14 protein-coding genes are annotated in these 13229 nt (G+C 69.1%); 7 read left to right on the top strand and 7 right to left on the bottom strand.

The window, feature by feature from the left end:
* Positions 1–15 precede the first annotated feature (15 nt).
* Entirely contained in the window at positions 16–1197 is a 1182-nt protein-coding gene (locus HPC46_RS16535; protein WP_179471728.1) for a sensor histidine kinase, read from the bottom strand.
* Between the two features lie 47 nt (positions 1198–1244).
* On the opposite strand from HPC46_RS16535, the gene HPC46_RS16530 reads away from it, so the two are divergent.
* Positions 1245–1814: an HhH-GPD-type base excision DNA repair protein gene (locus HPC46_RS16530; protein WP_179471726.1), complete on the top strand. Its 570-nt coding sequence runs from the start codon at positions 1245–1247 to the stop codon at positions 1812–1814.
* An 8-nt stretch (positions 1815–1822) separates the two neighbouring features.
* On the top strand, positions 1823–1969 hold the full coding sequence (locus tag HPC46_RS16525; protein WP_005147085.1) for a hypothetical protein: 147 nt from the start codon (positions 1823–1825) through the stop codon (positions 1967–1969).
* A gap of 69 nt (positions 1970–2038) precedes the next feature.
* Here HPC46_RS16525 and HPC46_RS16520 read toward each other — a convergent pair whose 3' ends face one another.
* From HPC46_RS16520 to HPC46_RS16510, 3 genes are read right to left on the bottom strand one after another with little or no spacing between them, the layout of a single operon-like run.
* Entirely contained in the window at positions 2039–3436 is a 1398-nt protein-coding gene (locus tag HPC46_RS16520) for a wax ester/triacylglycerol synthase family O-acyltransferase (protein WP_179471724.1), read from the bottom strand.
* 58 nt (positions 3437–3494) lie between these two features.
* Positions 3495–4589 carry an Rv1157c family protein gene (locus tag HPC46_RS16515; RefSeq protein WP_179471722.1) on the bottom strand — a complete coding sequence of 365 codons (1095 nt, stop codon included), beginning with the start codon at positions 4587–4589 and terminating at the stop codon, positions 3495–3497.
* Between the two features lie 14 nt (positions 4590–4603).
* Entirely contained in the window at positions 4604–5212 is a 609-nt protein-coding gene (locus HPC46_RS16510; RefSeq protein WP_179471720.1) for a hypothetical protein, read from the bottom strand.
* A gap of 158 nt (positions 5213–5370) precedes the next feature.
* On the opposite strand from HPC46_RS16510, the gene HPC46_RS16505 reads away from it, so the two are divergent.
* Positions 5371–6561 (top strand): mannosyltransferase, encoded by a 1191-nt coding sequence (locus HPC46_RS16505; RefSeq protein ID WP_179471718.1) that lies wholly within the window; start codon positions 5371–5373, stop codon positions 6559–6561.
* Here the strand turns inward: HPC46_RS16505 and HPC46_RS16500 are convergent.
* Positions 6536–6820, bottom strand: coding sequence for a 4a-hydroxytetrahydrobiopterin dehydratase (locus tag HPC46_RS16500; RefSeq protein ID WP_179471716.1), 285 nt, complete (start codon positions 6818–6820; stop codon positions 6536–6538). The genes HPC46_RS16505 and HPC46_RS16500 overlap by 26 nt on opposite strands.
* 59 nt (positions 6821–6879) lie before the next feature.
* Entirely contained in the window at positions 6880–7335 is a 456-nt protein-coding gene (locus HPC46_RS16495; protein WP_179471714.1) for a hypothetical protein, read from the bottom strand.
* Between HPC46_RS16495 and HPC46_RS35535 the strand changes: the two genes are divergently transcribed.
* The 4 genes from HPC46_RS35535 to HPC46_RS16475 are packed head-to-tail and all read left to right on the top strand — an operon-like array spanning position 7307 to position 12889.
* Positions 7307–10174, top strand: coding sequence for an Ig-like domain-containing protein (locus tag HPC46_RS35535; RefSeq protein WP_179471712.1), 2868 nt, complete (start codon positions 7307–7309; stop codon positions 10172–10174). The genes HPC46_RS16495 and HPC46_RS35535 overlap by 29 nt on opposite strands.
* 10 nt (positions 10175–10184) lie before the next feature.
* Positions 10185–10571: a (deoxy)nucleoside triphosphate pyrophosphohydrolase gene (locus tag HPC46_RS16485; RefSeq protein ID WP_179471711.1), complete on the top strand. Its 387-nt coding sequence runs from the start codon at positions 10185–10187 to the stop codon at positions 10569–10571.
* Positions 10572–10583: 12 nt separating this feature from the next.
* Complete coding sequence (locus HPC46_RS16480; protein ID WP_179471709.1) at positions 10584–11798, top strand: cytochrome P450; 1215 nt, start codon at positions 10584–10586, stop codon at positions 11796–11798.
* 11 nt (positions 11799–11809) lie between these two features.
* The gene (locus tag HPC46_RS16475; protein ID WP_179471707.1) at positions 11810–12889 is read left to right on the top strand and encodes a hypothetical protein; all 1080 of its coding nucleotides are present in this window, start codon (positions 11810–11812) and stop codon (positions 12887–12889) included.
* Positions 12890–12942: 53 nt separating this feature from the next.
* On the opposite strand, the gene HPC46_RS16470 is transcribed toward HPC46_RS16475, so the two are convergent.
* Positions 12943–13215 (bottom strand): hypothetical protein, encoded by a 273-nt coding sequence (locus tag HPC46_RS16470; protein ID WP_179471705.1) that lies wholly within the window; start codon positions 13213–13215, stop codon positions 12943–12945.
* Between the last annotated feature and the right edge of the window lie 14 nt (positions 13216–13229).

Raw genomic sequence — 13229 nt, 5'->3', positions numbered from 1 at the left:
CGTTGTCTCCTCCGGTCAAACTCTGACGCCCGTGCGGAACTTCGGCACCCGCATGATCACCTTCGTACCGGCGTCCGGGGCGGTCTCGACCACCAGACCGTAGTCGTTGCCGAAGGCCGCACGCAGGCGATGGTCGACATTGCTCAGTCCGACGTGGGCGGTCTGCTCGCCCTCGCCGAGGACGTCGCCGTGCCCGGAGCGCAGGACCTCGGGGTCCATGCCGATACCGTCGTCCTCCACGCTGATGACACAGTCGGAACCTTCGTCGCGCGCGACGATTTCGATCGACCCGCCTTGGCGTCCGGCCAGGCCGTGCCGGACCGCGTTCTCCACCAACGGCTGCAGCGCCAGGAATGGGACCACGACCGTCAGCACCTCCGGTGCGACCTGCAGTGTCACCGACAGATTCGGGCCGAAGCGGGCGCGCTCGAGCGTCAGGTAGCGGTCGATGTTGCGCAGCTCGTCGGCCAGCACCGTGTAGGGCCCCGCGGAGCGAAACGAATACCGGGTGAAGTCGGCGAATTCCAGGATGAGGTCGCGGGCCCGGTCGGGGTCGGTGCGGACGAACGAGGCAATGGTGTTCAGCGCGTTGTAGATGAAGTGCGGGCTGATCTGTGCGCGCAGCGCGAGCACCTCGGCGCGGTCGAGGCGGGCCCGCGACGCGTCGAGCTCGGCGAGCTCGAGCTGGCTGGCGGCGTAGCGCGCGACCTCGGCGATGGCGCCGAGCATTCCGGGCGACGGCTCGTCGGCATTGACCACGACGAGGACGCCGATCACAGTGCCGTCGTCGTCGAGGATCGGCTGGGCCACGACGGCGGGGGACTGTTCGCGGGCCAGCACCCGGCGCTGGCCGGCGATCGCGTCGCGGGCGGTGTGGTGAGAGATCTCCAGGGCGGCCGGCGTCCACAACACATCGTCGGGTGGGTCGAGGGCGAGCAGGGCCGTGTCGCCGTCGTAGATCGCGACGCCGTCGGAGCCGGTCAGGCTGCGCAGGTGCGGGGCGGCGCCGGCGGCGGAGTCGGCGTCCAGGCCCTTGCGTAGCGAGCGGGCCGCCAGCGAGGCGGTGTGCAGCGCGGCGTGCACCGTGCGCTCGGCGGGAGTGCTGACCACGCTGCGGGTCAGGACGGCGATGGCGCCGACGATCAGCGCGACCGCGGCGAGCGCGACCGCCAGTGCGAGCGCTACCGCACCCGACATGTGCCACTCCTGTCCTGCTAGCTGTGCCTGGACCTAAACTGACTGCCATGGCGAGATTGCAGCTCACCCAGGATCCCGCGTCCGACGATCTTTTGAGTGAGGATCCGTTCGCCTTGCTGACCGGAATGCTGCTGGATCAGCAGATCCCGATGGAAACCGCCTTCGCCGGGCCGCGCAAGATCGTCGAGCGGATCGGCGGTATCGACCCTCGGCTGGTCGCCGACTACGACCCCGAGCAGTTCACCGAGAAATTCTCGACAACGCCTGCCGTGCACCGCTTTCCGGGGTCAATGGCCAAGCGGGTGCAGGACCTGGCCCGCGAGATCGTCGACCGCTACGACGGCAACGCCGCCGGGCTGTGGCTCGACGGCGACCCCGACGGCGCCGAGGTGTTGCGCCGACTGAAGGCCCTGCCCGGATTCGGCGAACAGAAAGCCAAGATCTTCCTGGCCCTGCTGGGCAAGCAGTACGGCGTCACGCCCAAGGGCTGGCGCGAGGCGGCCGGCGATTACGGCAAGGCCGGCACCCACATGTCGATCGCCGATGTGGTCGACAAGGGGTCGCTGGAAGAGGTCAGGGCGTACAAGAAGAAGATGAAAGCTGCAGCCAAGAAATAGGAGGAAGCATGAAGACGCACATCAACTGCCCGTGTGGTGAGGCGATCAGTGCCAAGGACGAGGACGAGCTGGTCGATCTGACCAAGCAACACCTGGCCGCGGCGCACCCCGGCATGGACTATGGCCGGGACGAAATCCTGTTCATGGCGTACTAACTGGCATTGAGGCAGAACTGAGAGCGACGATTCGCCCGAATTTTCGCTCTCAGTTCTGGATCAACGCAGCTAGGCCACCCCGATGGCGGCCTCGAGTTCCGCGAGCGCGGTTTCGGTCAGCGGAACCAGGTCGTCGACGTCGCCCACCACGTCGCGGTCGGCGATGTAGCCCACGCCGATCCGGTCGGCGTAGGAGCACAGCGTCACATTGAGTGCCATCCCGTCGTACACGACAGACACGGGGTAGATCTCGTCGACGCTGGCTCCGTTGAAATAGCTGTGCGTCTGCGGTCCCGGCACATTGGAGATCGGCAGGTTGTAGCTGGGCTTCACCCGCGAGCCGAACGGCAACATCGGGGACAGCGCCGTCGGCACGACGGCCGGCATCAGCACGAGCAGCATCGCGCCGGGCCCGTTGGCGGCGACCTGGTGCTTGACGTTCGACATCGCATAGTGCACCAGGCGAAGCCGCTCGGCCGGATCCTCGACGGCGGTCGGCAGCGGACACAGCCCCAGGCCGAACTGGTTGCCGTGCCCGTCGTCGCCGGCCGCGTCGCGCCCGCGGACCGTCACCGGGCACAGCGCCACCAACGACTGATCGGGCAGCTCGTCCTGTTTGGTCAGCCAATCCCGCAGCACACCGGTGATCAACGCCGTCACCACGTCATTGCCGGTCACGTCGGCCGCATCCTGGATGGCTCGAATTCGCTTGCGGTCCAAGCTGGTTGCCGCGAATACCCGGTACGGGCTCAGCTTGGTGTTGAACCTGGTGTGCGGTGCGCCGAACGGCGTCGCCACCGTGGATGTGGTCAGCCCGCCGATGATGTTCGCCAATTCCGCCGACGCGACATGGCGAGCCAGACTCACCCCCGATGCCGCGGCGCCCGCGACGTCCCGCACCACCGACAACGGATTCAGGCTGCGGCGCCGCGGGTATTTGGCGGGCTGGGTGCTGGCGTAGAACGGCGCCATCGCGCGCCGATCCGGATCGTCGGTCAGCGAATCGCCGATCATCTTCAGGCCCGCGACACCGTCGACGACGATGTGATGGATCTTGATGTACAAGGCGCACCGATCGCCGTCGAGGCCGTCGATCAGATACGCCAGCCACAGCGGTGCCGACCGGTCGAGCGGCTCGGCGTGTAACTCGGAGACCAGCGCCCACAGGTCGTCGGTGCTCGAACCGCGCGGCATCGTCAGCCGGTGCAGGTGGCGGCTCAGGTCGAGATCGGCCACGTCGCGCCACACCCACAAGCCGCCGGTCTCCACTCCGCGGTGCGGACGCCGGCGCAATCGCGGGTCCACCGGGTCGGACGCGGTCAGGCCCTGCTGATACATCTCGTCGACGAACGCCGTGCCGGTCATGCCCTCGGGCGGGCTCATGATCAGCGCGAGCGCGACATGCATCGGGCTCGAGATCAGCTCGGCCGTCAGCAACATCGCGTCAAGGGGATCGAGCATCTCCATACGAACCGCCCCTAAGTTGGGATTGCGATTTCCCAACCCTAGCGCGGCTTTTCGCGCTTTATGGCACGACGGTGGAACCGATCGTCGGCATGAAGGTGCACTGCTTGTCCACGGTGGTCACCTGGCCGAAGATCGTCGACATGATGCTGCCCGAGCCGGTGTCGGCGATGGCGGTCAGCGTGGTCGGGCCCGCGGAGTTGATGTCGGGGTTGGGCTTGAGTGTGACACTGCCGGACTTACCGGTGGTCAGGTTGACCCAGGTGACGTTCAGCGGCAGCTTCTGCTCGGCGGCCGGGGCGGGAGTGCCGACGGCGGTGAACACGTAGGCGGTCTGGCCGGCCGCCGGTCCGGGGGTGGGGATCTTCGCCGGGCCGGCCACCGAGATCGCGGTCGCGATGACGTTGCCGCCGTCCTTCAGACAGCCGTTACTGATCGACGGGTACATGAAGTCCTGCGTCGGCGGCGCCGCCGGGTCGTAGTTCGGGGGAGTCGCCGCCGTGGGCGCCGGGTTCGGTGTCGCGACGTTGATCGAGTTGCCGACTGGTGTCGCGGTCGGGGTCGGCGGCGCGGCCGGGTTCACGACCGTCACCGGGGTGGGCACCTCTGGAAGTGCCTCCGGCGCCGGGCCGACGGCGTGCGTCGGGTCGATGCCGATGGGCAGATGCGCCTCGGTGCCGAAGATCGCGCTGGGCGCGGCGCCATCGGGGAGGTGTTCAGGCAGGGGGACGGGGCCATTGCCCGTGCCGGGCGTCAGCAGCGGCGTGGTGCCGTGCGCGATGCCAGTCGCCTGGGCGGCGGGGGGAGCCGCCGACGGCAATGCGGCGGAGGGGCCGGCGGCCCCGCCCTCCTGCACGAACTTGGTGACCTGCTGGGCCAGCGCCGCCGAGCCGCCCGGCGTGGCTGCGCCACCAGCGAGTTGCGAAGCCGCCGCGAGCAGCAGCGACTGCGCCGATGAGGGGTTCCCCGCGGCCTGCTGGACGACCGGCCCGAGCAGTTGCATGGCGTCGAGGCCGGGCAGCTGGCCGGGATCCAGCGGGATGGCCGGGTCCGCGGCCGCGACCGGGCTGAACGCCAGGCTGGTCGCGGCCACGAGCGCGGCGGTGGTCAGCAGAAGAGCCGGCTTGGCGATCTGCGGCACGGTGAACTCCCTCATCGGGTGGTGATTGGTCAGGGCAGAGCGGACAGCGGCAGCAGCTGGCCGATGCCAGCCCCACCCGGTGTGGTCGGTGCGACCGGGCTGCTGGCCGGCGGCACACCGGCCGGGCCGGCCACCTCGGTGGCCACCGGGGCGATGGGCGCCGGGTTGCCGACCGCCAGGTTGTCGCCGATCTTCACCGGGAACGGCACGTTCGACGGCGTCAGGTTGGCCAGGTCGCCGGGCACCCCGAGCTGGTTGAGCAGCGGGATGATCGGTCCGGCGATGCCGCCGGCGGCCGGTGCGGGCGCCGCAACCGGTGCGGGAGCGGCCGGGACGCCACCGATCGGTGACACCGGCAGCGTGGCCGGCGCGCCGCCGATCGGCGACACGGGCAGCGTCGACGGTGCTCCGGTCAGCGCCGACGCGCCGCTGAGCGCGGTTCCGAAGGTCTGCAGCAGCGCCGCGGCGCTGGCCGGGTTCGTGGCGAATTGCTGCAACATGTTGAGCGCGGGCACGCCGGGAACGGCGGGCGAGACGCCCGGGTCAGCGGCAGCGGACGGGCTCAGCGCGAGGGCTGCCGAGCATAGCCCGGCAGCCGCAATTGCGTTGGCGGCGAACAGCTTTGATATACGTGGCATGGTCATCCCAATCCCTCGAGTGCAGGTCTAACCCGAAGGTAGTCCGTTACTAGAGTTACTCAAGTGACACGTGTGGTGTTTATTCAACCGTTACGGCAGTGATGGCCGATGGTGACCGGTATCGACCTCGGCGCAGCGTCCGTCGCTAGAGTCGCACGGTGGACACAGCGGCCCCGGTGGCCTCGGCGGCGCGGCCAGCCTGGCTGGCCCCGGTGGTGCTGGTCGTCAGCATCGCCGCCCGGTTCGCGTGGACCTACCTGGTGCCCAACGGCGCGAACTTCGTCGACCTTCACGTCTATCTCGGCGGTGCGGGCGCGCTGGACCACCCCGGCACGCTGTACTCCTACGTCTACGCCGACCAGACGCCGGACTTCCCGCTGCCGTTCACCTATCCGCCGTTCGCGGCGCTGGTGTTCTACCCGCTGCACCTCCTGCCGTTCGGACTGGTCGCGTTCTGCTGGCAGCTCGGCATCGTCGCCGCGCTCTACGGCGTGGTCCGGGTCAGTCAGCGGCTGCTCGGCGTGCCGGCCTGGCAGGGTCACCGCGTCGCCATGCTGTGGACCGCGGTGGGCATCTGGATCGAACCGCTGCGCAGCAACTTCGACTACGGCCAGATCAACGTCATCCTGGTGCTGGCCGTCCTGGTCGCCGCCTACAGCAGCCGGTGGTGGCTCTCAGGTCTGCTGGTCGGCGTGGCCGCCGGGATCAAGCTGACACCGGCCGTCACCGGGCTGTACTTCTTGGGTGTGCGCCGCTGGGGCGCCGCGATCTTCTCGGCGGTGGTGTTCTTCGGCACCGTCGCGCTGTCGGTCGCGGTGATCGGGCAGCAGGCCCGCTTCTACTTCACCGACCTGCTCGGTGACGCCGGACGCGTCGGCCCGATCGGAACCTCGTTCAACCAATCCTGGCGCGGCGCAATCTCCCGCATCCTCGGCCACGACGCCGGCTACGGGCCGGTGGTGCTGGCCGGCATCGCGGTGACCGCGGTTCTGGCGCTGCTGGCCTGGCGTGCGCTGGACGGTGAGCGGCTCGGTTCGCTGTTGGTGGTGCAGCTGTTCGGCCTGCTGATCTCGCCGATCTCGTGGACCCATCACTGGGTGTGGTTGCTGCCGTTGATGGTTTGGCTCATCCACGGCCCGTGGCGATCGCGCGCGGGCGCGCGCGTGCTGGGGTGGGGCTGGCTGGTGCTGACGCTGATCGGGGTGCCGTGGCTGCTGAGCTTCGCCCAGCCGACGATCTGGCAGATCGGCCGGCCGTGGTATCTGGCCTGGCCGGGCCTGGCCTACATCGCGGCAACGCTGGCCACGCTGGCCTGGATCGCGATCAGCGGTCGTCGACAATCCCGTTGATAGCGGACGCCATCTGCACGTCCTTGTCGGTGATCCCGCCCTCGGAATGTGTCACGAGGGCGAAAGTTACTGTCCGCCAGCGAATATCGATGTCGGGATGATGGTCGCGGTCCTCGGCGTGTTCGGCGACCCGGCGTACCGCATCGATGCCGTCGAGGAACGTCGGGAACTTCACTGAACGGCGCAGCGCCCCGTCGGCGTGCTCCCAGCCGTCGAGATCCTTGATGGCGGAATCAATTTCTTCATCGGTGAGTGGCATGGCACAAGTCTTCTCCTGCCGGCACCCGAGGGGAAGGCCGAGAAACCGGGACATCTGTCTCAATTTCGGGACGTGTTTGCCACAACGGTGCTACGTTGCGTGCGTTGCTCGACAGGCCCCGTCTCGAGAAGAGGGACGGAATCCGGGCACATTCGCACATCAACTCCGGGGGCGCTGATGAATTCCTTTGCCATGCCTACGATCACCCGAATCAGGGCGCTTCCCGTCGAGTTCGGCGGTTGGCTCGGCGCGTCGGCGGTAGCCATCGGCATCGGTGCCGCGCTGGCCTCGATGCCCGCGACGGCATCGGCCGACGCGGGCGGCTCGGAGGGCGCGAAAGGCCCGAGCACATCCAGCAGCAGTACCAAGTCCACCGGCCAGCATCGGCCGACCGTGCGCTCCACGCCAAAGGCCGCGCCGAAGTCGTCGAAGCCCACGTCGGCGGCAGCGCGCGTGACGTTGCCCAGGGCGGCAGCGGTTCCGGCGATGCCGACGCCCGACGAGGTCGTCAGCATCTTCTTCAGTAACGGGACCGCCGCGCATCCCAACGCCGGCCTCATCGCCGGCAATGGCTACTCGTGGACGTCCGACACCTGCACCGGCGTGAACGCGTGCAAGGGCGGCAACGGCGGATTCTTCGGCGACGGCGGTGCCGGGTTCAACGGCGGCAACGGTGGCGCGGCCGGCTGGTTCGGCAACGGCGGTGCCGGCGGGGCAGGCGTGGAGGCAGGCACCGGCGGCAAGGGCGGAACCGGCGGTCTGATCGCCGGCAACGGCGGCGCAGGCGGCGCCGGCGGTGAGGCATTCGCGCAGGGCACCAAGGGCGGCAACGGCGGATCGGCCGGCATGTTCGGCAACGGCGGCAAGGGCGGCGCTGGCGGGGTGCTCGCCGGCGAGGCCGAGGTCAACAGCACTGGCGGGCAAGGCGGTAACGGCGGAACCGGCGGCCTTTACTTCGGCAACGGCGGCGCGGGGGGCGCCGGCGGGAACGCGATTCCGATCGGTGCCACCGGCGGCGACGGCGGCCACGGCGGCAACACCGGATTGGTGTCGGTGTGGGGCTTCGCCGGAACCGGTGGCGCAGGCGGTGCATCCACCAACGGCGGCAAGGGCGGCGACGGCGGCAGCGGGGGACTGTTGTCGATCTTCGCCAACGGTGGCGCGGGTGGTGCCGGTGGAACCAGCCCCTACTACGGCGCCACCGGTGACCACGGCGGCGACGGCGGCCACGGCGGCACCGGCGGACTCTGGTCGGGCAACGGCGGCGCGGGTGGTGCCGGCGGCTTCGGCGGAGGTGACGGCGGTGCCGGCGGCAACGTCGGTCTGCTGTCGGTCTTCGGTAGCGGCGGTTACGGCGGCGACGGCGGTACCGGACAGACCGGGGTGCCCGGCACGAGCCCGGTCGTCGGCCCCAACGTCGACGGCGGCACGGGCGGTGACGGCGGACCGGGCGGCAAGGGCGGCGACGGCGGAAACGGGAGTTTCGTCTTCGGCAGCGGCGGCAACGGCGGAATCGGCGGCCAGGGGGGCCAGGGCGGCCAGGGCGGCAACGCGAGATGGCCCGGCACCGTCGCCGAAGGAGACGGCGCGCCCGGCGGCAACGGCGGCGACGGCGGGTTCGGCGGTGCCGGCGGTGCCAACGGCGGTGCCGGGGGAGCCGGCCGCTACCTGTTCGTCATTTCGGCGAATGGCACCGGCGGTCGCAGCGGCGCGGGCGGCCGCGGCGGCAACGGCGGCGTCGGCTCGTTCGGCGGCTACACAACCGATCCCAATGGCAATGGCGGCCTTGGCGGCTACGGCGGCAATGGTGGCGACGGCGGTGCCGGCGGCGCGAACGCGGCAGGCGGCCGCGGCGGCAACGGCGGTGCCGGCGGTCAGGGTGGCGGGGCCGGCACCGGAAGCGGAACAGGCGGTGGCGGCGGCAACGGCGGGTACGGCGGCAACGGTGGCCAGGGCGGAACCGGAGGCGGCGACGGCGGTGACGGCGGATGGGCCGGGGCGGCCGGGTCGGGCGGCTACGGATTCAACGGCGGCAAGGGCGCCATCGGCGGCAACGGCGGCAATGGCGGCAACGGTGGCCAGGGCGGCGGTGACGGCGGCGCGGCCGGGTCCGGCGCGAGCGGCGGCTGGGGCGGCACCGCCTACGGCGGCACCGGCGGGAAGGGTGGCATCAACGGGGTTGCCGGAACCAATGGTGATCCGGGTGCACCGGCCGCGGCTGCGGCCGAACAGGCCACCGCACTGCGATCGGTCACGCCCACGGCCCGCGCGACGGCGGCGGCCACACCGACGCAGACGTGGGCGTCGATGTGGAGCGACCTGTCCCGCCAGCTGAGCTACATCTTCTTCAACCGGACGCCCACGCTGTCACCGACCTGGTACCTGCCGTCGGGCTCCGGCAAGACGATCCGGGTAGACGCCAACGGGGTGAGCAACAACGGCTACCCGGTCACCTACGGGGTGAGCAAGCAGCCCACTCACGGCACGGTGACCTACGACAGTGCAACGGGCACATACCGATACACGCCGAACGCGGAGCTGGTCACCCCCGGCATCACCGACCGTTTCACGATCAGGGTCGACAACGGAACCGCGGCCGATCTGCCTGGCGCGCTTGGCATGCTGCAGCATGCTCTGCACACCATCGCGGTCCGGCTGGGTGTGGCCAAGCCGGACACGGTCGAGCGCGAGATCGTGGTTTCGGTGCCCGGTACGGGCTACTACGGCGACCGCGACAACTCCGTCTACTGGGTCAAACAGAGCTACTCGAACTGCACCCTGATGGCGACGGCGATGGCGGTCGGCCAGGTCACCGGGAACAAGCCCGACGAGACGACGATGGTGAATCTGGCCAAGACCACGGCCAGCGTCGTCTACCCGGGCCGGCGGATGTACCTCGACGAGGACATCGCCAACGGGGTGGCGGTCAAAGACGCGGTCCAGCTGATGAACACCAACCCCGATTGGAATGTCACGGCGACGACCAAGCGGTACGGCGTCTACGACGAGGCGGGTAACAGGATCACCGGTGCCACCTCTGCCGACGCTCAGATCGCGCTGAGTGACCTGGAAGCCGCGCTGGCCGCGGGCAACGCGACGATGGTCACCATCAACACCGACTCGGTCTGGAGCACCCAGCCGGACTACCGGACGTCGGCGACCCCGAATTACACCCGCGCCAACCACGAAGCGGTGGTGATCGCCGTCGATCTGGTGAACGGCACGGTGTACTTCAACGACAGCGGGCCGGGATACGGCCAGGACATGGCCGTCCCGATCGGTGCCTTCCTCAACGGGTGGCAGAGCAACGATTACGAGCTGACCATCGTGAAGGCGAATCCCGCCACGACATAAGCTCATTGGCGTGTCCCAGATCGTCGTCGCCGGAGCCTTGATCTCCGGCGCGACGGTTCTGGTGGCACAGCGCCGGCGTCCGCCGGAACTCGCCGGGTTGTGGGAGCTGCCCGGCGGCAAGGTATCCCCAGGCGAGACCGAGGCCGACGCGCTGGTGCGGGAGCTGCGCGAGGAACTCGGGGTCGACGTCGTGGTCGGTGAGCGGCTCGGCGCCGACGTGGCCATTTCGGAGTCGCTGATCCTGCGCGCCTATCTCGTCACCCGTACCGGCGGGGCCCTGCACCCGCACGACCACCGCGCGCTGCGATGGGTCGACGCGAGGGAGCTGGACGCACTCGACTGGGTTCCCGCGGACCGGGCCTGGCTGCCGGAGCTCTCGAAACGCCTTGGGGCGTGAGCCCGTCGCCCTATGATCTGGGGCGTGCTCACGGACGTCACCGCCGGCGTCGATCTGATGGACGGCCGGTTCTACGCCAGCATGCAGGCGCGTGATGCCTACCGCTGGATGCGCGAACATCAGCCGGTCTTCCGGGACCGCAACGGCCTGGCGGCCGCCGCCACCTACCGGGCGGTGATCGACGCCGAGCGCGCCCCCGAGCTGTTCTCCAACGCCGGCGGTATCCGCCCGACCACCCCGCCGCTGCCGCACATGATCGACATGGACGATCCCGCGCACCTGCTGCGGCGCAAGCTGGTCAACGCGGGCTTTACCCGCAAGCGGGTCGGGGACAAGGCGAATTCCATTGAGAATCTGTGCGATACGCTGATCGATGCGGTGTGCGAGCGTGGCGAGTGCGACTTCGTCCGCGACCTGGCCGCACCGCTGCCGATGGCCGTCATCGGCGACATGCTCGGCGTGGCACCAGAAGACCGCGCCACCCTGCTGTCCTGGTCCGACGACATGGTGGTGGCGCTGAGCTCGGTGGCCTCCGAGGAATCGCTTATGACGGCGGCCAACGCGCTGACCGCCTACAACGAGTTCATGGGCGCCTTCGTCGAGTCCCGCCGCCGGGAGCCTGCCGACGATCTCGTCAGCGTCCTGATCGCCGCCGAGGTCGACGGCCAGCGGCTCACCGATGAGCAGATCCTCGCCGAGACACTGCTGATCCTCATCGGCGGCGACGAGACCACCCGCCACACGCTGTCGGGCGGGACCGCCGAACTGAGCAGGCATCCCGATCAGTGGCAGGCTCTACGCGATGATCCCGAGTTGCTGCCCGGCGCGGTCGAGGAGATGCTGCGCTGGACCTCGCCGATCAAGAACATGTGCCGAACCCTGACCGCCGACACCGACTTTCACGGCACCGCGCTGCGCGCCGGCGAGAAGATGCTGCTGCTGTTCGAATCGGCGAACTTCGACGAGACGGTCTTCGACGATCCTGATGTGTTCCGCATCGACCGCGCCCCCAACAACCACGTCAGCTTCGGGTTCGGCACGCACTTCTGCCTGGGCAATCAACTGGCCCGCCTGGAGCTGACGGTCATGACCCGGCGGGTGCTGGCGCGAATGCCGGATCTGCGGCTTGCCGAGGGTGTCGAGCTGCCGCTGCGGCCCGCCAACTTCGTCAGCGGGCTGGAAGCCATGCCCGTCGAATTCACCCCGACCGCACCGATTTCGCGCTGAGGGTTCTTGCCGTGGCGGTGCTTCGCTTCATTTGGCAACGGGTGCTGGCGTTCGACCGGATCGGCTCACGGATTCCGCAGCTCATCCAGATCTGGTTGGTGGAACTGTTTTTCGCACTGCCGCTGGCCTTCTTCATCGGCAAGGCCATCGACATCCACGGCGCGTTCGGGGTGCCGGGCACAGGGGAGTCGATGCCGGGCACCTTCTGGGGCGCGCTCGTGGTCGCGCTGATCGCCGGGTTCTTCTTCGTGCGCTCACTGGTCAAACCACGTGTCGTGCAAGGCTCTTGGGCGCCTGTGGTCCGCGCCGACATCGGTGATTTCACCCTGTATGCGGCCAACAATCAGGCTCGGGTCAACTACGTCTACCTGAGCAGCCACCCGTCCTACGCCCTGCTGCTTCTGCTGACCGCTCCTATTCCGGCGGTCATGGTCGCCGCCACCGCCAACCAGGGCGACAGTACGTTCTACTGGCGCGTCACCGGGATCGTCGGGCTGATCATCCTCGGCTGCATGGCGTGCGCGCGGGTATTGGCTTGGTACGTCTTCAGATTCGGCCGCAAAGAACTCGACGATCAGCTGTCCGGGTTGCCGGTGTCACCGCGGCGGCTGTCCTGGGAGATCGCCTGGAAGCCGGTGCTGATGCTGATGGTGCTGATGTACGGCATCGTCTGCATCCCGCTGGGCTGGATGTGGCTGGCCGAAAAGCGGACGATCGCGCACCTGCCCGAGGTCACCGTCGCGGACGCCGAAACTCACGTCGGCGACTATCGGCGGGTGGAAGGTCGGACGGCGTCGGAACCCGTGTATTGGGCGCCGCGCGGGACGGGACGTGGCGGCAACAACTACGCGGGTGCCGGCATTCTGGTCGACCTCGACGGCGGTGGGCAGGCGCTGTTGCTCGCGGAATCGATGTCGGTGCCCGACTTCCGTGGCGTCATGAAAGACGCCGGCGACGGCCGGCTGCACGCCACCGGCAAGGTGATCGACCAGATCACCGACGACCAACGCACGTACTACGGGTTCGACCCGGATGATTTCGCCGCACCACCGCCAGGCGGGCGCGTCATGGTCCTGCTGTCCTACCCCTAGTCACGCCGATGCGCCGCAGCGGAGCGAGGCGCTGAGAAGTGGCTACATCGGACCTAGTACTTGAGGGGGTCGCCGGTGACTCGCACGTCGGCGGCTTCTCGCGGGTGATGGGCGGCGTGCACCGGATGCATCAGCACCGGATGGCGGCAGTGCGCGCAGGACTGCGGCTGCCGGCGATCCGACGAGACCGTCAGGTGCCGACACGTGGCACACCGCACGATGTACGCCCCGCCGATCCAGTTGAGCAATCCGAGATAGATGGCGGCGGTCGCCGCGGTGCCCAGGACGACGATGACCGCGATGGTGAGAACTTCATAAACCGTCATGTCAAACCTCCAAT

The organism is Mycolicibacterium vinylchloridicum, assembly GCF_013404075.1.
GTDB classification, from domain to species: Bacteria; Actinomycetota; Actinomycetes; order Mycobacteriales; family Mycobacteriaceae; genus Mycobacterium; species Mycobacterium vinylchloridicum.
This window is presented reverse-complemented; position numbering and strand designations above follow the sequence as displayed.